The sequence below is a fragment of the Streptomyces sp. STAM6 genome (assembly GCF_054963715.1).
The window spans coordinates 36,994-57,243 of the sequence record NZ_JBUEFZ010000033.1 but is presented as its reverse complement, the minus strand read 5'-3'; the positions used below and the strand labels follow the sequence as shown (position 1 = coordinate 57,243).

At 72.9% G+C, this 20,250-nt stretch carries 14 protein-coding genes; 7 read left to right on the top strand and 7 right to left on the bottom strand.

What is annotated here, in order from left to right; genetic code table 11:
* Nucleotides 1-62: 62 nt before the first annotated feature.
* Nucleotides 63-491: a DUF3499 domain-containing protein gene (locus ACY34K_RS28020; RefSeq protein ID WP_462751965.1), complete on the bottom strand. Its 429-nt coding sequence runs from the start codon at nucleotides 489-491 to the stop codon at nucleotides 63-65.
* 321 nt (nucleotides 492-812) lie between these two features.
* On the opposite strand from ACY34K_RS28020, the gene ACY34K_RS28015 reads away from it, so the two are divergent.
* Nucleotides 813-1,241 carry a metallopeptidase family protein gene (locus tag ACY34K_RS28015; protein ID WP_462751992.1) on the top strand — a complete coding sequence of 143 codons (429 nt, stop codon included), beginning with the start codon at nucleotides 813-815 and terminating at the stop codon, nucleotides 1,239-1,241.
* 198 nt (nucleotides 1,242-1,439) lie between these two features.
* Here ACY34K_RS28015 and ACY34K_RS28010 read toward each other — a convergent pair whose 3' ends face one another.
* The 3 genes from ACY34K_RS28010 to ACY34K_RS28000 form a co-directional block, all read right to left on the bottom strand.
* A complete protein-coding gene (locus ACY34K_RS28010) occupies nucleotides 1,440-3,008 on the bottom strand; it encodes a DUF5719 family protein (RefSeq protein ID WP_462751963.1) in 1,569 nt (522 codons plus the stop codon).
* Nucleotides 3,005-6,820: a glycosyltransferase family 2 protein gene (locus tag ACY34K_RS28005; RefSeq protein ID WP_462751961.1), complete on the bottom strand. Its 3,816-nt coding sequence runs from the start codon at nucleotides 6,818-6,820 to the stop codon at nucleotides 3,005-3,007. Before ACY34K_RS28005 ends, ACY34K_RS28010 begins: the two co-directional genes overlap by 4 nt.
* Nucleotides 6,821-6,989: 169 nt before the next feature.
* Nucleotides 6,990-7,253, bottom strand: a complete 264-nt coding sequence (locus ACY34K_RS28000) for a WhiB family transcriptional regulator (RefSeq protein WP_023588371.1) — start codon at nucleotides 7,251-7,253, stop codon at nucleotides 6,990-6,992.
* A 630-nt stretch (nucleotides 7,254-7,883) separates the two neighbouring features.
* Here ACY34K_RS28000 and ACY34K_RS27995 point away from each other — a divergent pair.
* The 3 genes from ACY34K_RS27995 to ACY34K_RS27985 all read left to right on the top strand — a co-directional run bounded on the left by ACY34K_RS27995 (nucleotide 7,884) and on the right by ACY34K_RS27985 (nucleotide 10,735).
* Complete coding sequence (locus tag ACY34K_RS27995; RefSeq protein ID WP_462751959.1) at nucleotides 7,884-8,417, top strand: cysteine dioxygenase; 534 nt, start codon at nucleotides 7,884-7,886, stop codon at nucleotides 8,415-8,417.
* Between the two features lie 66 nt (nucleotides 8,418-8,483).
* Nucleotides 8,484-9,440 (top strand): 2-phospho-L-lactate transferase, encoded by a 957-nt coding sequence (cofD, locus tag ACY34K_RS27990; protein WP_462751957.1) that lies wholly within the window; start codon nucleotides 8,484-8,486, stop codon nucleotides 9,438-9,440.
* On the top strand, nucleotides 9,437-10,735 hold the full coding sequence (locus ACY34K_RS27985) for a coenzyme F420-0:L-glutamate ligase (protein ID WP_462751955.1): 1,299 nt from the start codon (nucleotides 9,437-9,439) through the stop codon (nucleotides 10,733-10,735). Before cofD ends, ACY34K_RS27985 begins: the two co-directional genes overlap by 4 nt.
* 708 nt (nucleotides 10,736-11,443) lie before the next feature.
* On the opposite strand, the gene ACY34K_RS27980 is transcribed toward ACY34K_RS27985, so the two are convergent.
* From ACY34K_RS27980 to ACY34K_RS27970, 3 genes are all read right to left on the bottom strand, one after another.
* Nucleotides 11,444-12,451 carry a DNA-3-methyladenine glycosylase family protein gene (locus ACY34K_RS27980; RefSeq protein WP_462751953.1) on the bottom strand — a complete coding sequence of 336 codons (1,008 nt, stop codon included), beginning with the start codon at nucleotides 12,449-12,451 and terminating at the stop codon, nucleotides 11,444-11,446.
* 180 nt (nucleotides 12,452-12,631) lie between these two features.
* Nucleotides 12,632-13,714 (bottom strand): mannose-1-phosphate guanylyltransferase, encoded by a 1,083-nt coding sequence (gene manB, locus ACY34K_RS27975; RefSeq protein ID WP_462751951.1) that lies wholly within the window; start codon nucleotides 13,712-13,714, stop codon nucleotides 12,632-12,634.
* Nucleotides 13,715-13,814: 100 nt separating this feature from the next.
* Nucleotides 13,815-15,311: a peptidoglycan recognition protein family protein gene (locus ACY34K_RS27970; protein ID WP_462751949.1), complete on the bottom strand. Its 1,497-nt coding sequence runs from the start codon at nucleotides 15,309-15,311 to the stop codon at nucleotides 13,815-13,817.
* Nucleotides 15,312-15,437: 126 nt separating this feature from the next.
* Between ACY34K_RS27970 and ACY34K_RS27965 the strand changes: the two genes are divergently transcribed.
* From ACY34K_RS27965 to ACY34K_RS27955, 3 genes are all read left to right on the top strand, one after another.
* Nucleotides 15,438-16,199, top strand: a complete 762-nt coding sequence (locus tag ACY34K_RS27965; RefSeq protein WP_462751947.1) for a TIGR03089 family protein — start codon at nucleotides 15,438-15,440, stop codon at nucleotides 16,197-16,199.
* A gap of 165 nt (nucleotides 16,200-16,364) precedes the next feature.
* Nucleotides 16,365-18,272, top strand: a complete 1,908-nt coding sequence (locus tag ACY34K_RS27960; RefSeq protein WP_462751945.1) for an LCP family protein — start codon at nucleotides 16,365-16,367, stop codon at nucleotides 18,270-18,272.
* 222 nt (nucleotides 18,273-18,494) lie between these two features.
* Nucleotides 18,495-20,237, top strand: a complete 1,743-nt coding sequence (locus ACY34K_RS27955) for an LCP family protein (protein ID WP_462751943.1) — start codon at nucleotides 18,495-18,497, stop codon at nucleotides 20,235-20,237.
* Nucleotides 20,238-20,250 lie beyond the last annotated feature (13 nt).

The following is a 20,250-nucleotide window of genomic DNA, read 5'->3' as shown; positions in this document are numbered from 1 at the left end:
TCCTGCAAGCCCTGTGTAGAGGTACACAAACTACCCGCAGGTCCGGAACGCGAAGTGCCCGGTCAGGAGTCCGGGGAGCGCAGCACCCGGAGGTGGCCGCGGCGGCCGACTTCCACCGGGTCCCCGCCGCGTCCGCCGCCCTTGCCGCCGGCCTGGGCCGCCCGCTCCTGGGGGCGGGCCGCTTCGCGGACGGCGTTGGCGAGCGCTTCAAGGTCGTCACCGCTGGGGCGCGCGGGGGCGGAGGCGTCCGAGAGGCGGACGACCTCCCAGCCGCGCGGCGCGGTGAGGCGCTCGCTGTGCTCGGCGCACAGGTCGTAGCAGTGGGGCTCGGCGTAGGTGGCGAGCGGGCCGAGGACCGCAGTCGAGTCGGCATAGACGTACGTCAGTGTCGCGACGGCAGGGCGGCCGCACGCGGTGCGCGAACAGCGACGTACAGGGCTCACGACGTTGGACGGTACCGCACTCTTGAGCGGGCCGCGACGACTCTCCACCAGGTCACTCGCCCGTGTCGCGGTGTGATGTCCCGCACAAGGGCCTTCGGAGCAACTCGGTTGACCTGCGCGGGAGGTCGTGACGCCCGGATCGGGCGGCCGACCGGTCGAACATTACGTCGTATGAATCCGGTCATTCTCGACGACGGTGTTGATCGTGGGAACGCGCTGAATCGAGCCCAAGCTTGGCTGGAATGCTCGATTGCGGACATCTGCGTGACACGCGGGGGACACCGGACCGGGCGGTGATCCACTCCGGAGAAGGCACCCCGCGCGCGGCCCCGATCGTCGTGCGCCCCGGAGAGTTACCCTGCGTCAGTGATGGACACTCCCGTGCCGCCCCGACCGACCGAGCCACGGCCCCGCCGCCGCGACCGCCACGGCCGCGGTATGCGTGGGCCCGTCGCCCCGCCGCAGGTGCCGCTCTCGGCGAGCCGCGGGGAGACCTTCCGCGACCTGGTGCAGGACTCCGTGGAGCGGCTGGAGCGGCTCTGGCCGCAGCTGGCCGAGGTCGACTTCCACGTCCTGGAGGTACCGGCGGCCCCCGAGGAGACGGTTCCGCTGGGCAACTCGGTCCCGGCCGGCCGGGACCGGCCGGCCCGGATCGTGATCTACCGGCGGCCGGTCGAGCTGCGCGCCAAGAACCGCGACGAGCGGGCCCTGCTGGTCCACGAGGTGGTCGTGGAGCAGGTGGCCGAGCTGCTGGGCCTGTCGCCCGAGTCCGTCGACCCCCGGTACGGCCAGGACTGAGCGACCTACGGGGCCCGGGCCCCGGCCCACGCGGGGCAGGCCGTCCGGCCCCGTCCGGCCCACGCGAGGCAGGCCGTCCGGCCCCGTCCGGCCCACGCGGGGCAGGCCGTCCGGCCCACGCGGGCAAGCCGTCCCCCGGCCCGCCAGTGCCGGGACGCTCGCCCGGACCGCCGGGCCGAGACCACCGGTGCGGTGTCGCTAGTCCAGGACCGACAGGTCCTGCTGGGCCGACGGCACCTCCACCGTCCCGCGGTCGTCCGACAGCGCCTGGACGGTGAACATCGGGATGCCGTCCTCCGGCACGGCCAGCGTCCGGGCCGCGTGCACGGGGCCACCCGACACGGTCTCCACGGTGAGCGCGTACGAGCCCTTCAGCCCGGCCGGCACCGGCGGTGCGACCGCCAGGGTCGTGCCGCCCTTCACCGTGTACGTCTTGCTCGTCGGCGCGCCGCCCTGGGTGCCCGCCGACACGGAGACCTTCACCTCGGCGGTCTCGCCGGGGGCGGTCAGCGACAGGGTCGTGCCCTGGGCGCGGTTGTCGGCGACGGTCGCCCGCTCGCCCACGGGGCCGGTCGCCGGGATGAAGGCGACCTCCTGCTTGTCGCCCTTGCCCCGCACCACCTTCAGCGCGGCGACGACCGGCGTGGCCCGCCCGCTCTGCGCGGGCGACAGCAACAGGGAGCCCGCCTCGCCGCGGGTGACGTCCTTCAGGTCGAGGGACGCCGTCATCCCGGACTTGATGTGCAGTCCCTCGCCGCCGGCCGGGGTGATCGTGCCGGTCGGGCTCGCCAGCCGGACCTTCACGTCGGCGTCGTCCTCGCCCGGCGCGTACGCCACGAGCCGCACCGAGGTGGCGTCCGCCGGGATGCCCGGCAGCACCAGCGTGCCGGCCGGGTCGGTGGACGCGGGGAGCCAGTCGCTGCCGAGCTTGTCGTCGGCGGAGCGGACCACCGCGCCGACCCGGCCGCTGCGGGTCGTGACATGGACGGTGACGTCCTCCGCGGCCGGATCGGCGGTCAGCGTGGAGAGCAGCACCGGGACGCTGGACCGGGCCGGGACGGGGATGCCTTCGGTGAGCTGCGCCTTGAGGGCGCCGTTCGGCCCGAACAGCTCGATGTCGACGACGGCGGCGCTGTCGTCCGGGTTGGTCAGGTGGACGTAGTCCTGGCGCTGCTTGGCGGTGGAGGCGCCGGGGAACCAGAAGTCGGTGTCGGGGGCCGTGCAGCTGATGCCGAGCAGGCCGCGCGAGCCGCCCGCCGGGACGGTGGTGGTCTGCTGGGTGGTCCAGCCGGGGGCGAGCCGGCCGGAGGCGGTGCCGACCAGGGCGGGCGCTTCGGCGCCGTTCGCCTCGGCGGACACGGGCTTGCCGGGCTGCGCGAGGGTGACGACGGGTTTGTCGGCGGCGGCCGCCTTCTTCGGCGCGTCCGGCTTCTTCTCCTCGGCCTTCTTCGGGTCCGCCGTGGTGTCGTTCGCCGCCGCCGCGGACGGCTTCAGCTCGGCCCGGGCGGTTTCCCCGCCGGCGGGGGGCGATTCCCCGCCGGCCGCCGCCGGCGTGCCCGCCGGGGTGAACGACGTGTACACCGTCTCGGCGACCTCGGACGTGCTGGGCGCGGGGCAGAGCAGGCTCGTGCGCTCCACGGGCAGCCGCGCCGCCGCCTTGGGGGCGCCGTCGGAAGCGGCGCCGTCGGGGGCGGTCAGGGCGGCGATCCCGGTGACGGCGCCGAGGGCGGTGACGGCCGCGACGAGGGAGAGGGTGGCGCGGTTCACTGGTTGCTGCTCCCGTCGGGACGCTGCTCGTTCTCGTAGTCGTACGGGTCGTACGCGCCCTGGTCGTACTGGCCGTCCTGGCCGTACTGCCCCTGCGTGTACTGCTGCTGGTCCTGGCCGTACGGCTGCTGCTCCTGGCCGTACGGCTGCTGCTCCTGGCCGTACTGCTGCTGCTCCTGGCCGTACTGCTGTTGCTCCTGGCCGTACTGCTGCTGGTACGGGTCGTACTGCTGCTGCCCGTACTGCTCCTGCGGGTACTGCTGCTGGTACGGATCGGCCTGGTAGGCCTGGTCGTACGCCTGCTGCTGGTACGCGTACGCCTGCTGGTCGTCCCACTCGCCGTACGCGGGCTGTTGCGGCACCCCGCCGTGGCCGGCGGCCTGCTGCTGCTCGCCGTAGGGCTGCTCCTCGTACGGCTGCCCGCCGGGCGCCCGCTCGGCGGGCGTCCGCTCCTGCGGAGGGGTGTGCGCCCCGGGCTGCGCGTGCGCGTACGGATCGGCGTCGGGAACCGGTCCCGCCGCGGCTTCGGCCTCCGCCTCGGCGGCCGCCGCCGCCCGGAGGCGGCGGGCTCGCCGGCCGTCGCCCTCGAGGTCCTGCGCGGACACGGCGGGCTCATCCTCCGGCAGGTCGTCGTCGACGTCCCGGCGCCGCCCCGGCAGGGCCAGCACCAGCAGCACGACGGCGAGGAAGCTCTGCGCCCAGATCCACGCCGAGTGGGTGAAGGGGGCCTCGTACGTCAGGTCGAGGCGGCCGCCCTCGGCGGGCAGCTCGAAGCCCTGCGCCCAGTCGTCGACGACCGTCTTCTTCAGGGGGCGGCCGTCGAGGGTGGCCCGCCAGCCGTCGTCGGCGCGGTCCGCGATCCGCAGGACGCGGCCGGCACCGCCCTTGGGGATGTCGGTGTGGGCCTCCACGGGGCCGGACGCGACCGGCAGCCGCTCGCCCTTGCCGTCGCCGCCGGGGACGATCGTGGCGCGGGCGACCTGGCGGTCGACCCGCCACAGCGCGCTGCCGTCCAGTTGGCTCAGCCGGCTCAGGCCGGGTGTGGAGTCCAGGACGCGGCTCATCTGGCGCGGGGCGCCGTCCCTGACCAGGACGTACCGGATGGCGAAGCCGCTGAGCTGGTCGGTCTGGTCGGCGCCGGAGCCGGCCACCAGGTGGGCGACGACCTTGTCCAGGCGCGGGTCACTGCCGCCCGCGGCGGCCAGTTCGGCGTCGCCGAGCCGGGCGCCGGAGCCGCGGACGAGGGTGTAGGAGACCTTGGCGGTCGAGGTGCCGCCGAGCACGAGGGTGCGTGGCTGGTCGCGGGTGTCGCTCTCCTCGGCGACGAATGCCGGGACCTGGACCGGGTCGACGCGCTCCAGCGGTCCGCCGGCGCCGCCGAGCATCCAGCCGGCGGCGGAGATCAGCGGGCCGACGGCGGCGGCGAGCGCGATGAGGACGGCGACGGGCTGCCGCCAGCCGAAGTTCTGCGCGGCGACGCGGGTGCGGCCGCCTTCGGCGCCGAGCATGCCGGCCGCCAGCAAGGCGATGCCGTAGACGAGGGTGGCGGGGCCGGCCCAGCCGGAGCCGTTGGTGAGGACCGCGAAGACGAGGCCGGTGAGGGCCGCGACCCAGGCGGCGCGGACGGCGAACTGCCGCTCGGCGCGCAGCAGGGCCGCGAGCGCGGCGAGGACCACGCCGATCAGGACCAGGCCGCCGACGGTCTTGGGCCCGCCCGGACTGATGCCGAGCAGGTCCAGCGCGCTCGCGCTGCCGGCGGCGGACTCCAGTCCGGCCTCGGTGAGGAACGCGGCCGGGTCGGTGAGGAGAGACAGCGACCAGGGGGCGAGGACCAGCAGCGGGGTGCCGATCGTGGCGAGGAAGCGCAGCCCGTACGCGGTGATGTCGTCCCGGCGCAGCGCGAGCACGGCCAGGCCGAGGACGACCGCGAGCGGCCAGACGACCGGGGTGAACGCCATCGCGAAGGTGAGCAGGAAGGTGTACGCCCAAGTGGCGCGCCAGCTGCCGCGGGGGGCACCGGTGCCGCCGCCGCGCAGGCCGTGGGCCGCGACGGCGGCCCGGGCGATCAGCGGCAGGAGGACGGCGAGGACCGCGGTGCCGAGGCGTCCGGTGGCCAGGGCGCCGGTCGCGGCGGGCAGGAAGGCGTAGGCGACGGCGCCCCAGGCGCGCAGGAGCCGGGACTCGACGAGCGGGCGTGAGGCGAAGTAGGCCGTGACGCCGGCGAGGGGGACCGAGCAGACCAGCAGCACGGTGAGCGCGAGCCCGGTCGAGCCGAGGAACAGCGCGGACAGTGCGGCGAGGACGGCGAGGTAGGGCGGGGCGCTCTGAGTGCCGCCGGTGCCGAGCGGGTGCCAGCCGTCGGCGTACCGCCCCCACAGTTCGCCGACGGAGCCGGGTGCGGGCAGCAGGACGCCGCCCGCGAGGGAACCCCCGCCGTACAGGCCGCGGCAGGCCACGACCGACACGACGAGCAGGAGCGCGAAGAGGACCGGGCCCGGCTTGCGGGCGATCTTCTTCAGGCGGGCGAACTGCTCGATCTCCAGGTAGTCGGCGTCGTCACCGCCCGGTCCGGACTCCACGGCGCCGTGCCGCGAGCCGCCGGAATCGGCGTCACTGCCGCCGAAGTTGGACGCCACCTGCTCGAAGGTGGCCCGGACGGTGGCGCCGGGCGGCGGGAACAGCGGCCGCAGCTCGCGCGGGTCCACGGCCCGGCGGGAGCGTCTGCGGCGGGCGGCGATGATCCGCTCGGGCCGCAGCAGGGTGCCGATGAGGCCCGTGACTTCGTCGACGGCCTGGCCGGGTGCCTTGCCGACGAGATAGGCGAGGGTGCGCAGGAGGGTGCCGACGATCAGCCGGAGCAGGACGTACGGCACGGCGGCGCCGCGCGCGTTGGCGAGCAGGGTGTAGACGGCGCCGGCCTTGTCGACGCGGTGGGGGCCTGCGACGGAGCGGCCCACGCAGTCGACGCTGCGCCGCTCGCGGGCGGAGGCCTCGGCGTGGCGCAGCACGGCGTCGGGGGCGACGAGGACGCGGTGACCGGCGCTGTGGGCGCGCCAGCACAGGTCGACGTCGTCGCGCATGAGGGGCAGTCGGCGGTCGAAGCCGCCGAGCTCCTCGAAGACGTCGCGGCGGATGAGCATGCCGGCGCTGGAGACGGAGAGGACGAGGCGGACCTGGTCGTGCTGGCCCTGGTCCTGCTCGCGCCGGTCGAGGCCGGTCCAGCGGCGGCCGCTGTTGGCGATGGAGACGCCGGCTTCGAGGAGCTGCTTGCAGTCGTACCAGCCGCGCAGCTTGGGGCCGACGATCGCGGCGTCCTCGTCGCCGTCCGCGACGCGCAGCAGTTCGGCGAGGGCGCCCGGCTCGGGGGCGCAGTCGTCGTGGAGGAGCCAGAGCCACTGCACGGGCTCGCCGTACGGCAGCTCGGGCATGTCGTACGCGTCGTCCCGCCACGTCCGGCTGACCGGGTCCCAGCCGCTGGGCCGCTTCAGATAGGGCAGGTCGTCGGGGCCGAGCACCGGGGCGGTGCGGGCCGCCTCGTCGACCGCGGCGCCGAACCCCGTACGGCGCGCGAGGTGCAGCACCCGCTCGTCGCCGACGGCCTCGGTGACCAGCCGCGCGGAGTCGTCGGCGCTTCCGGTGTCGGCCGCGATGACGTTCTGCACGGGGCGCTCCTGGCCGAGCAGGCCGGCGAGGACGTCGGGCAGCCAGCGGGCCCCGTCGTGGGAGACCAGGACGGCGGTGACGACGTGCCGCGGGAACTCTGGCTGATGCGCGGGGGAGGCGGGGGAAAACGCGGCTGTGGTGGCGGACATCGAGGTACGGGCCCTCCGGCCGGGGGGTCGCCCCGCGGGGGGCGTGGGAGCGTCTCGGACGGAGCCCCACACTAATGGCTGGCACGACAGCGGTCCGCCGCCTGTGGACAGAGCACAGTCGACGGACCGGTCTTTACGTGCGTGTGTGTGCCGTTTGGTCGGACGGCGTTCAGACAGCGGCCTTCTTCAGTCGGCGACGCTCACGCTCGGACAGACCGCCCCAGATTCCGAATCTTTCGTCATTGGCCAGCGCGTACTCGAGGCATTCCGAACGGACTTCGCAGGCCAGGCAGACCTTCTTGGCCTCCCGGGTGGATCCGCCCTTCTCGGGAAAGAAGGACTCGGGATCGGTCTGGGCGCACAACGCGCGCTCCTGCCAGCCGAGTTCTTCGTCCGCGTCCTCGACCAGCAGTTCCTGGAACAACTCGGTCATCTGCGCCCCTCGTCTGTACTTTGCGTCCCCGTGATGTGGCCGTTTGTCGTCATTCCGGCCGAACGACACGAGTGAAATTACAAGTGTGCTGCTCCGAGCCAGTCAAGCGGGGATCTGCTATTGGGCCCGGTATTCACTCTGCGGAACCAAGGCTATGCGGAAAGTGTTCAAATCACCAAAAACGAGACACATACCCACCGGCCTGCCCGCACCCTCCCTTTCGACGCCTCTCAAGGAAGGACGTACGCGACTTCGATCTTGTTGCGATCCTGGCGGTGAAGCGACCCGGATCACAGTCCGGTCACGAGAGCACGCGGACGTTTGCGCGAGTGGTTGCTGCGCCATGTGTCCCGACTTACGAGCGCATAAACCTTTCTCCGACCGGAGTAACCGGATGAGGTGAAACATTGCCACCAAATCGGGCATTGAGTTGACAGACGGATACCAGGGCGGTCACCTTTGTTGGCATGCCAGTGACCTCAGCGCCCTCCGCGACCCCCAACGGGTTCCGCCGCGCTGCCTCCTGTCGCTGTCGCTGTTGCTGTTGATGCCGTAGAGCTCCAGCGTTTCTTCCTCATCGCGTTTCCGCGTGACCGCACGTCTTGTTCTCTGCCGAGGAACCCCCACCCCATGAACAGCGACAGCGACCTCCAGATCGCCGGCGACATCCTCGCCGTCCAGCACCTGCTCCAGCCCGCCAAGCAGCACCCGGTCACCGTGGCCGACTTCGTCGGGCTCGCCCGCTCCATCGCGGCCGACCGCGCCCAGTGGGCCCCTCTCGTCCAGTACGACGCCACCACCCGCTGGTACCACCGGCTGCGGAACGTTCCCCACGCCCTCGGCTCCGCCCGGGCCGAGGAGACCCCGGGCGGCTACGAGGTCTGGCTGCTGTCCTGGGTTCCCGGCCAGGGCACGGGCCTCCACGACCACGGCGGCTCCTCCGGCGTCATGACCGTCCTGGACGGCGAACTGACGGAGCGTACGGAAAGGGGCGCACTGACGCTCGGCGCCGGCGCGCAGCGTGTCTTCGCGCCCGGTTACGCGCACGACGTCGTCAACGACTCCCTCGAACCGGCCGTCAGCCTGCACATCTACTACCCGGGCCTGACGGAGATGCCGATGCACACGACGCGGTCCTGCGCCCAGGAGACGGTCACCGTCTGACGGCCCCCTCCCGCCGCCCGACCACCACCCCCCGAACGATCATCCTCCGGCTGACACACTGTCCGTATGCGCATTGTGGTTCTGGCCGGCGGCATCGGTGGTGCCCGTTTTCTCCGCGGCCTCAAGCAGGCCGCGCCCGACGCGGACATCACGGTCATCGGCAACACCGGTGACGACATCCATCTGTTCGGGCTGAAGGTCTGCCCCGACCTCGACACGGTCATGTACACCCTCGGCGGTGGCATCAACGAGGAGCAGGGCTGGGGGCGCGCGGACGAGACCTTCCACGTCAAGGAGGAACTCGCCGCGTACGGCGTCGGCCCCGAGTGGTTCGGGCTCGGCGACCGCGACTTCGCCACCCACATCGTCCGTACGCAGATGCTGGGCGCCGGCTACCCGCTGAGCGCCGTCACCGAGGCGCTGTGCGCCCGCTGGCAGCCGGGCGTACGGCTGCTGCCGATGTCCGACGACCGTGTCGAGACCCATGTGGCCGTCGAGGTGGACGGCGAGCGCAGGGCCGTGCACTTCCAGGAGTACTGGGTGAAGATGCGCGCCTCCGTGGACGCGCACGCCGTCGTACCGGTCGGCGCCGAACGGGCCAAGCCGGCGCCCGGCGTGCTGGAGGCCGTCGCCGAGGCCGACGTGGTGATCTTCCCGCCGTCCAACCCGGTCGTCAGCGTCGGCACGATCCTCGCCGTGCCCGGCATCCGGGAGGCCATCGCCGAGGCGGGCGTGCCCGTGGTGGGTCTCTCCCCCATCGTCGGCGACGCCCCGGTGCGCGGCATGGCCGACAAGGTGCTCGCGGCGGTGGGCGTCGAGGCCACGGCCGCCGCGGTGGCCCAGCACTACGGCTCCGGGCTGCTGGACGGCTGGCTCGTCGACACCGTCGACGCCGGGACGGTGGCCGACGTCGAGGCGGCGGGCATCCGCTGCAAGGCCGTACCCCTGATGATGACCGACCTCGACGCGACGACGGCGATGGCCCGCGAGGCGCTGGCGCTCGCCGAGGAGGTGCGTGCATGACGTCGCCCTCGTACCGGGTCTGGGCACTGCCCGGGCTGCCGGAGGTCCGGCCGGGCGACGACCTCGCCAAGCTGATCGCGGCCACCGAGCCGGGCCTCGCCGACGGGGACGTCCTGCTCGTCACCTCGAAGATCGTCAGCAAGGCGGAGGGGCGGATCGTCACGGCCGCCGACCGCGAGGCCGCGATCGACGCCGAGACGGTACGGGTGGTGGCCCGCCGCGGCACGCTGCGGATCGTCGAGAACCGGCAGGGCCTGGTGATGGCCGCGGCCGGGGTGGACGCGTCCAACACACCGTCCGGCACGGTGCTGTTGCTGCCGGAGGACCCCGACGCGTCGGCACGCGCCATCCGCGCGGGGCTGCGCGACACGCTCGGTGTGGACGTCGGCGTCGTCGTCACCGACACCTCCGGACGCCCGTGGCGCAGCGGGCTCACCGACGTGGCGATCGGCGCGGCGGGCGTACGGGTCCTGGACGACCTGCGCGGCGGCATCGACGCGTACGGCAATCCGCTCGTCGCGACCGTCGTGGCGAGCGCCGACGAGCTGGCCGCCGCAGGGGACCTGGTCAAGGGCAAGGCCGAGGGCCTGCCGGTCGCCGTGGTGCGGGGCCTGCCGCACCTGGTCGACGACGGCGCGGAGGGCGCCCGGGCGCTGGTGCGTTCGGCCGCGGACGACATGTTCCGGCTCGGCACCTCCGAGGCGGTGCGCGAGGCGATGACGCTGCGGCGGACCGTCCGCGAGTTCACGGACGACCCCGTGGACCCGGGTGCGGTACGGCGTGCCGTCGCCGCGGCCGTCACGGCGCCCGCGCCGCACCACACGACGCCGTGGCGTTTCGTGCTGCTGGAGTCCGAGGAGTCGCGGACCCGGCTGCTCGACGCGATGCGTGAGGCGTGGATCGCCGACCTGCGCCGCGACGGCAGGTCGGCGGAGTTCATCGCGAAACGCGTCCGGCGCGGCGACGTCCTGCGCAACGCGCCGTACCTGGTCGTGCCCTGCCTCGTCATGGACGGCGCCCACAGCTACGGCGACGAGCGGCGCGACACGGCCGAGCGCGAGATGTTCGTGGTCGCCGCGGGGGCGGGCGTGCAGAACTTCCTGGTGGCGCTGGCGGGAGAGCGGCTCGGGTCGGCGTGGGTGTCCTCGACGATGTTCTGCCGGGACGTGGTCCGCGAGGCGCTCGCCCTGCCGTCGGGGTGGGACCCGATGGGTGCGGTGGCCGTAGGGCGGCCGGCGGGGGAGGCGCGGGCGCGGGATGCGCGGGATGCGGGGGCGTTCGTCGAGGTGCGGTGACCCCGACGGCGCCGCGGTCGGGATCACCCCTCCCGGGGGCTCCGCCCGGACCCGGTCGCGCCCGCGGCGGGCGCTCCCCCGCCCCTTCCCGAAACCGGGGCTCCGCCCCGGCCACCCTTTCGCCTGCGGCCCGGTGGTCCGGTTGTGCCCACTCGTCCCCGATGCCGCAGGGGCTCCTCGGGCCTCTGGTCTGCGTCACGCCCCACGTCCACGTTCATGCGCCCCCACCGCACCGCGAGCGGTCACCCCCTCGACGGGGTATGCATCGGCTCCGGTGGAGACAGTGAGAGGGAACCCGTGAACGGTGAGAGCCCCACGCCGCAGTGGCCTTTTCCGGAGGAAGACGGCCTTCTGTCGCGTCAGCTTGTCGAGGGGACCTTGGCCCCCGTCGTCGTGCTCGACGCCCAGCTGCGCCATGTGTACGTCAACCCGGCATGGGTCCAGGTCTGCGGCGTGCCCGCCACCGCGTTCCTGACGTCGCGATCCTCGCCGCTCGCCGACGCGACGGACACGAATGACCTTCGCCGCAGGGACGTTCGTCGGCCTGCCGGCACGGCACGACCTCACGGAACGGAGCGGATGCTCATCTTCCGGCGCACTGCTCCAGCAAGCACCCGTGGTCCGGGAGTCTCCGTGCCGCCTCGCGGACGTTCCCAGCCGGGGCCGGAAGAAGGCGCAGGCCACGGCAGGCCGTCGGTGGCCGAGGGCTCAGAGCGCGGCGATGTTGCCCGGGGTCATTCTGGGGGCGCGGCGGGGTGGGGTGTGGCCGCTGAGGAGGATCAGGCGGGCCGCGCGGTGGCGCTGGCCTGCGTAGGGGGCCAGGAGTTCCAGCATCTCGTCGTCGTCGGCCTCCCGGCGGCCGGCCAGGGCAAAGCCGACGATGCTCGGGAGGTGGTAGTCGCCGACCGAGACCGCGTCGGGGGCGCCGTTGCTGCGCTGGACCGTTTCGGCGGAGGTCCACGGCCCGATGCCGGGGATCAGTTCGAGGCGTCGCTGCGCGTCGGGGCCGTCCATGGCCGCGGCCTCCTCCATGCGGCGGGCCACGCGCACGGCGCGCAGGATCGTCGAGGAGCGTTTGGAGTCGACGCCCGCGCGGTGCCATTCCCAGGACGGGATCATGGCCCACGTACGGGGCTCCGGCATGACGTAGAGCCGCGGGTCGGGCCCGGGGGCGGGCTCGCCGAACCGGCGCACGAGCAGTCGCCAGGCGCGGTACGCCTCGTCCGTCGTGACCTTCTGCTCCAGGATCGACGGGATCAGCGCCTCCATGACCAGCCCGGTGCGGGTCAGCCGCAGACCGGGCCGGCGGCGCAGGGTCGCGGCGACGAGCCGGTGCCGGGGCGTGAACGCGTCGGGGTCGTCGCGCTCGCCGAGCAGTTCGGGGAGGCGGTCGAGGTGCCAGTCGGCGCCGGGCCCCCACGCCTCGGCCTCGACGGTCCCGCCGCGGGCCGCGATCCGCAGGGTGCCGGGCCCGGCCGGGGTGCGGCCGGCGCGCCAGACGGAGCCGTCGGGGGCGGTACGGAAGGTGGGGTCGGCGGGGCCGCGCCGCAGCGGGCCGAGGACGAGCCCCAGGTCCAGGGGCCAGGGCGGTGTCCAGCTCCGGGTCCGGGAGGGACCGCACGCGGCGGACGAGGACGCGGACCGGGCGGCGGGTATGGCGAGGTCGCCGCCGCGCAGCTGGGTGCGGGTGGGGCGGGGGGCGTAGCGGCCTGCCACGGTGCGGTCCTCGGGTCGGGGTCACTAAGAGAGTAGACCGGCCGACGGGTCGACACGGGGCCCGGGCACGGAAGTGGGCCCCTGTCTCCAGGGGCCCATCGGTGTTTCCGGCACCTCATGGCCGAGTTTCCGGCTGTTCATGGCCGAGTTTCCGGCTCCTCGTGGCCGAGGACAGGGGTCCTACTGGTCGGAGGAGAAGCGGACGGCCCCGTCAGGCAGCCGCGCTCCGCACCACACGCGGACACCGTCGCGCAGTTCGTTGTCGGCGCCGACGTGGGCGCCGTCGCCGATGACGGCGCCGTGCAGCACGGTCCGGGCGCCGATGCGGGCGCCCTCGCCGATGAGCGAGTCGGTGACGACCGCGCCGGCTTCCACGACGGCGTCGGCGAGGACGGCGCTGCCGTCGATCCGGGCGCCTTCCCCGACGAACGCGCCGGCGCCGACGACCGTGCCGCCGGTGAGCTTGGCGTCCGCGGCGACGGTGGCGCCCGGGAGGACGAGCCGGTCGCCGCAGCGGCCCGGTACGGCCGGGGACGGGGCACGGCCCATCACCAGGTCGGCGGAGCCGCGGACGAACGCCTGCGGGGTGCCGAGGTCCAGCCAGTACGTGGAGTCGACCATGCCCTGGAGGTGGGCGCCGGAGGCCAGCAGGTCGGGGAACGTCTCGCGTTCGACCGAGACCGGCCGCCCGGTGGGGATGGTGTCGATGACGGACCGTCGGAAGACGTACGCGCCGGCGTTGATCTGGTCGGTGACGATTTCCTCGGGGGTCTGCGGCTTCTCCAGGAAGGCCGTGACGCGCCCGGTGGCGTCCGTGGGGACGAGGCCGAACGCGCGCGGGTCCTCGACCCGGGTCAGGTGCAGGGAGACGTCGGCGCCGGAGGCGTCGTGGGTGGCGACGAGCTGTCGGATGTCCAGGCCGGTCAGGATGTCCCCGTTGAAGATGAGGACCGGGTCGTCCGGCGCGGACCGGAGGCGGGAGGCGACGTTGCGGATGGCCCCGCCCGTACCGAGCGGCTCCACTTCGGTGACGTACTCGATGTGCAGCCCGAGCGACGAGCCGTCTCCGAAGTAGGGCTCGAACACCTCGGCGAGATACGAGGTGGCGAGCACGATGTGCTCGACCCCCGCGGCCCGCGCCCGGGCCAGCTGGTGCGTGAGGAACGGCACGCCGGCCGCGGGGACCATCGGCTTGGGCGTGTGCACCGTCATCGGCCGCAGCCGAGTGCCTTTGCCACCGACCAGGAGGATCGCTTCTGTCACCTGTCGTCTCTGCTTCCTGCTGGGGCCGGTCGATGGTCATCGGTCATATGACCGATACGACCGGACAGTGTATGCAGACCCTTCGGTGCGGATGCCGGTGTCACCGGCCCTGAAGCCTGGCCGACGAACTCCGGGCCGTACCGAGCTTGCTGTAGAGGCGTGCTCCGGGGCATTCGGTGGCGAATCCGTCCCGGTGCCCGGAGATGGTGTTCAGCTTGACCTTCGTGCCCTTCTTGTACCGGTTTCCTCCGCCTGACGTGAGCGTGGACTTGCCTCGCGGGTCCTTTCCGTACAGCCCGAGCTTCCACGCCGTCAGCTTCGCGATGGCGGTCACCGCGGCGGCAGGCGGGGTGGATTGACTGTACGTGCCGAGGACGGCGATGCCCATGCTGTTGGTGTTGAAGCCGAGTGTGTGGGCACCCTGCACCGGCTTGGCCACGCCTCCTGCCCGGCCTTCGTAGATGTTTCCGCACTTGTCGACGGCGAAGTTGTAGCCGATGTCCCGCCAGCCACTGCTCAGGACGTGGTAGCGGTAGATACTGCGCAGAACGGAGGGGGCCTGCTTGCAGGTGTAGTTGTTGCCCGTGGCGCTGTGGTGGGTGAACGCGACCTGCACGGAGTTGGTGTAGAGGAAGTCGCGTTCCCGCAGCTTCTCGTCCGCGCCCCAGCCCTTGCGGGTGATGATCTTCGGGCGGGGACCGATGTACGGCTTGGCGCCCATCGCCTCGCCCAGCGACGCCTCGGTCTCGGCCTTGGACAGCTCGGCGATCTCGAGGGCGCCGAGCGGCGCGAGGTCGGCGTTCACGGCGGAACTGGCCGACTCCTCGGCGGTCAGGGCGGGCGTGGCGACCTGTCCGGTGTCGGCCCCGTCGACGGCGCCGCCGACCGTACCGTCGACCACGCCGTCCGAGGCGGTGTCCGTGGCGGTGCCGGAGGTGGCGTCGACCACCTCGTCGGCAGCGCCGTCGGGGGCCTCGGGACCCTGCTGCGCCGGATCGTCGTCGGCGAGGGGGCCGTTGGTGGCGGCGACGTCGCGGGCGGCCGAGTCGTCGGCGGTGGGCTCGTCGCCGGGGTCGACGAGCTCGATCCGCATGCCGCGCGGCAGCGAGGCGCCGGTCGCGCCGGAGCGGGAGGCCTCGGCGCGTACGCGCAGCTCGACCCCGTCGGAGTTGCCGACCCACAGGGGAGCGGTGGAGCCGCGCACCGAGGCGGAGTCCCGCTCGGGCGTACCGGGGTCGGCGGCGTGCTCGTGGTTGTGGGTCTCGACGTCCTGCCAGCCGGACCAGGTGTCGGTGCCGGTGGCGCGGGTGCGGACCTGGACGGAGCCGTGCAGTTCGTCGTCGGGGTCGTCCCAGACCACGCCGACCAGCGAGAACGGCTTGACGTTCCGCTTGATCAGGCCCTGCTGGGCGGCGCCGGTGGCGCGTTCGGCCGGCAGGGGCGTCAGCGGCAGGGACTGCGTGGAGCCGGGGATCGACGCCTCCCCCGCGGCCGGGGCGGCAGGAGCGGCGGGGGAGGCGGTGGCGGGCAGGGACAGCGGGAGCACGAGTGCGGCGCCGCACGCGACGCCGATCGCGGAAGCAAGGAAGGCACGCATGGGGTGATCCTCGGCAATCCGGACTTCTGACGCCCGCCGGGAATCTGACGGGGCATCGGTCCGTCCGGTGGACACCGTCACCGGTACGGCCCCGTGGGAGCCGCCGCCGCGCGTACTCTTGCGCGGGTGAATGCCAGCGATCGCACCCCCGCCGACCTGCTGCGATCCGCGCTCGCCGCGGACCCGGCCCGCCCTTTGATCACGTACTACGACGACGCCACCGGTGAGCGCGTCGAATTGTCGGTGGCCACCTTCGCCAATTGGGTGGCCAAGACGTCGAACCTCCTCCAGGACGGGGTCTCCGCCGAGCCCGGCGAGCGGCTCGCGCTGCTGCTGCCCGCCCACTGGCAGACGGCGGTCTGGCTGCTCGCCTGCTCCTCGGTGGGTGTCGTGGCCGAGGTCGGGGGCGACCCGGCGGACGCCGACCACGTCGTCGCCGGCCCCGACCGGCTCGACGACGGGCGCGCCTGCGGCGGCAGTCGGCTGGCGCTCTCGCTGGCCCCGCTGGGGAGGCGCTTCGGCACGCCGCCGGAGGGTTACGACGACTACGCCGTCGAGGTACCGACGCAGGGTGACCGCTTCGCCCCGTACGTTCCGGTGGACCCGGACGCCCCGGCGCTGGTGGTGGCCGGCACGGAGCTGACCGCCGCCGCGCTGGTGGAGCGGGCCCGCGCGGACGCGGAGCGCCTGGACCTGCGGCCCGGGGCGCGGCTGCTGTCGGCGCTGCCGTACGACACCTGGGAGGGACTGTCGGCGGGGCTGTACGCGCCGCTCGCGGCGGGCGCGTCGGTGGTGCTGTGCCGGAACCGGGACCAGCTGGCGCCGGAGGCGCTGGAGAAGCGGATCGAGAGCGAGCGCATCACCCGCTCCGTGGGCACCGGGCGCTGAAGTCCACCCGTCCGGCGGACGGAGCGCCCGGTCCCCCGGGACTCGGGCTCGGCGCCGATGGATGATCGGCGTTAAGGACCATCACCGTTCGAACAACCAAGCGCCTGGTTCCGCCGTCTATCCCTGCGATCGACTGCCCCGGGCCCATGAAGGACGGACTCGTACGTGACGGACAGCGCTGGCACGCCCGACGCCCCGGACTCCCCGTCCGGTCCGTCCGCCACGCCTGCCCCGGACCTGACCGGCCGCCAGAAGAAGCCCCCGGCCAAGGGCGCACCCGCGCCCGGCCGGGGCAACGGGCCCACCGCGGCGCGAGCGGGCGGGCCGGCAACGCCCGGGCCGAAGCGCGCGGACACCCGCGCCGCACGAGCCGCCGGGCAGCCACGCGAAGCCGAACCCGCCCGGCCCGCCGGACACGAAGCCGGTGCCGCCCCCGACACACCCACCGCGAGGCGGCACGACAGCCCCGCACCCACCCCGGGCGCACCGCCCACCCCGACGAACGCCGAAAAAGCCAAGCCCGGCCCCCGCACACCCACCACGAAGCCCCCGGACGAGGACGCGGCCGCACGCGGCGCGGCCGAGCCGGGGCAGCCCGGGCGCGGCGCCCGGGCCACGGAGGGGCCCGCCGTAGAGGCGGCCGCCCGCGGCGCCGCCGGGACGGGGCAGCCCGGTGGGAACGCGTCCGGCAGTGCGTCCGCGCAGCGGAACGACACCACCGCGGCCGCCCGGCGCGCCGCCTCCGGCGCGGAGCCCGGGGACCGCACCGTGGTCGCCCGGGACCCGGGGCCGCGGGCCGACGCGGCTCACCCCGGTTCGGGTGGGCCCGGCGCGGACCGCCGGGGCGACGACGGTGCGCGGCCCCCGCGGAGCGGGGCCGGGCACGGCGGAGGCCCCCTGAACGGGGGCGGCCACGGCGGGGGCGCAGGCGGCGGGGACATCACCGGCGCCGCGGGCGATCCCGGTGGCGACCGGCGGTCGCGGCACTGGCTGCGCCGGGTCGCCTTCGCCACCTCCGTCATCGTGCTGGGCGCCGCCGGTGCCGGGTGGTGGCTCTACCAGAAGCTCGACGACAACATCACCACCGACACGACGGCCGCCGCCGAGCTGGAGCGGTACGAGAAGGAGCGGCCCAGGTCCGTCGCGCAGGGTGCGCGGAACATCCTGCTGATCGGTTCCGACACCCGGGCCGGGAAGGGCAACGGCGAGTACGGCCGGAACAAGGGCCCGCAGCGTTCCGACACGACGATCCTGCTGCACCTCGCGGCGAACGGGCGCGGCGCGACCGCCGTGTCGGTGCCGCGCGATCTGATGGTCGACATCCCGAGCTGCCGCAAGGCCAACGGAACACGCACGAGACCGCAATTCGCCCAATTCAATTGGGCGTTCGGATTCGGGGGTACGGCGTGCACGATTCGTACCGTCGAGAAGCTGACCGGCATCCGGGTCGACCACCACATCGTGATCGATTTCCGGGGTTTCAAGGACATGGTGGACGCCGTCGGGGGTGTGCGCGTGTGTGTGCGGGAACCGATCGACGACCCGGACGCGCACATCAGACTGAAGGCCGGTGCGCAGACGCTCCGCGGTGAGCAGGCCCTCGGCTACGTACGGGCGCGGAAATCGCTGGGAAACGGCAGCGACACCGAACGCATGGACCGCCAGCAGCAGTTCCTCGCGGCGCTGGTGGAGAAGGTGCAGAGCAATGGCGTTCTGCTGAATCCGACCCGGCTGTATCCGGTGCTCGACGCGGCGACGAAGTCCCTCACGACCGATCCGGGGCTCGACTCGCTCAAGGACCTGTACGACCTGGCCAGGGCGATGCGGAGCGTGCCGACGGAGCGGGTGCAGTTCCTGACCGTTCCGCGCCGGCCGTACAGCGGGAATCCGAACCGCGACGAGCTCGTTCAGCCGATGGCGAGCAGCCTGTTCAAACGGCTGCGCGACGACGCCCCGGTCATCGTCGTACCGGACAAACGAAACAAGTCGAACGATGGGTCGATCCGCCAGAAGCCGGACGGGGCGACACCGACATTCACCGGCACCAATGCGGCCTCGGGCAGGTGCGGGTAAAGCGATGGCGGAGCAGAGAGCGGGCAGTCCATGAAGATTGGGTGGAATGCCCGGTTGTAAGGGGCGTGGAATTTGTCACGGACGTCGCCCCACGCTGAACTGGGCGGATAGTGTGACGCGATCCGGTGCTCCGACCGCGAGGTCGCGCACTCAAGGATCGAAAGACCGAGCGCCTGCCGGGGGAGGCGCCTCGCGTGGCACCGACGGAGGACTCAAACAACCGTGGACGCGCACAGCCGTGGACGGGCGGACGACATCGACCCCGCCGACCAGTGGGTACTCAACCCGCAGACTGGTAATTACGAATTGCGACTGGACCAATCCGCTGGGCAGTCGACGTCGCCCGGTACCGGCCGCCGCGCCACCACCGCCTCCAGAACGCCGGCACAGGCGTCCCCTTCCGCCCGCCGCAGAACCGCGGAGGTGCCGGGCCAGCGCCGGCGCCGTGCGGACGGTCCGGGTGGCCCGGGGGGTCCGGGCGGCGGGGGCACGCCGCCGGCGGCCGGGCGCCGCAAGCGCAAGCCGCAGAAGTCCCGCAAGAAGAAGGTGCTGGTGTGGACCGGCGGCGTGACGGCCTTCGTGGTCGTGGCGACGGCGGTGGGCGCGTACGCCTATTACGAGCACCTCAACAACAACCTGAACACCGTGGACATCGCGGGTGCGGGCAGTGGCGGCTTCAAGAAGGACCAGGCCATCAACATCCTGGTCATCGGTACGGACAAGCGGACCGGCGACGGCAACGAGGGCTACGGCGACAAGAACAGCCCCGGCCACGCCGACACGACGATCCTCTTCCATGTCTCCAAGGACCGGACGAACGCCACCGCGCTGTCCATCCCGCGCGACCTGATGACGGACATTCCGGACTGCGAGACGAAGACCGCAGAGGGCACGAAGGTGATCCCGGGCCAGCGGAACGTCCGCTTCAACACCAGCCTCGGGCAGTCCGAGCGCGACCCGGGCTGCACCATGCGCACGGTCAAGGAGATCACCGGGCTGACCGTCGACCACTTCATGATGGCCGACTTCAACGCGGTGAAGACGCTGACCACGGCGATCGGCGGGGTGGAGGTCTGTGTCGACAAGGACGTCAACGACCCCGACTCCCACCTGAAGCTGACCAAGGGCACGCACGTCCTGCAGGGCGAGGACGCCCTCGCGTTCGTCCGTACACGGCACAGTTTCGGCAACGAGAGCGACCTCGACCGGATCCAGACGCAGCAGCAGTTCCTGAGCTCGATGATCCGGAAGATGAAGTCGAGCGAGACGCTGACCAGCCCGAGCAAGATGCTGGACCTGGCGGAGGCCGCGACCAAGGCGCTCACCGTCGACACGGGGATAGGAAGCATCAAGAAGCTCCAGGACCTCGGCGCGGAGCTGGCGAAGGTGAACCCGAAGAACATCACCTTCACGACGCTCCCGGTGATCGACAACCCGGCGGAGAGGGTGAAGGCGACCGTCGTCGTGAACGAGGCGAAGGCGAACCCCCTCTTCTCGATGATGCAGAACGACATCTCGCTCACCGAGGTGAAGAAGAAGGAGAAGGACGCGAAGACCGCCCAGGCGGCGCTGCTCAAGGGCCCCAGGGCGGACGCCTCCGAGGTGCGCGTCGACGTCTACAACGGCAGCGGCAAGACGGGCGCGGCGCAGTCGACGCTCACCTGGCTGCAGAACGAGATGGGCGTCTTCAGGTCCACGAACAAGAGCAACGCCCCGCAGCAACTCGCCAAGACGACGCTGGAGTTCGCGCCCAACCAGGCCGACCAGGCGCGCAAGCTCGCGGACATGATGGGGCTGCCCGCGACGGCGCTGAAGCAGGGGACGAAGGACGCCGAGGGGCTGCAGGCGATGACGCTGGTCCTCGGCGGAGACTTCAAGGGCGCGGGGGTGCCCATCACCGGTCCGGCGAAGGCGCCGGAGGGTGTGCAGAAGGTAGAGGCCGACAAGAAGGTCTGCGCGAAGTGACGCAGGCCTGAAT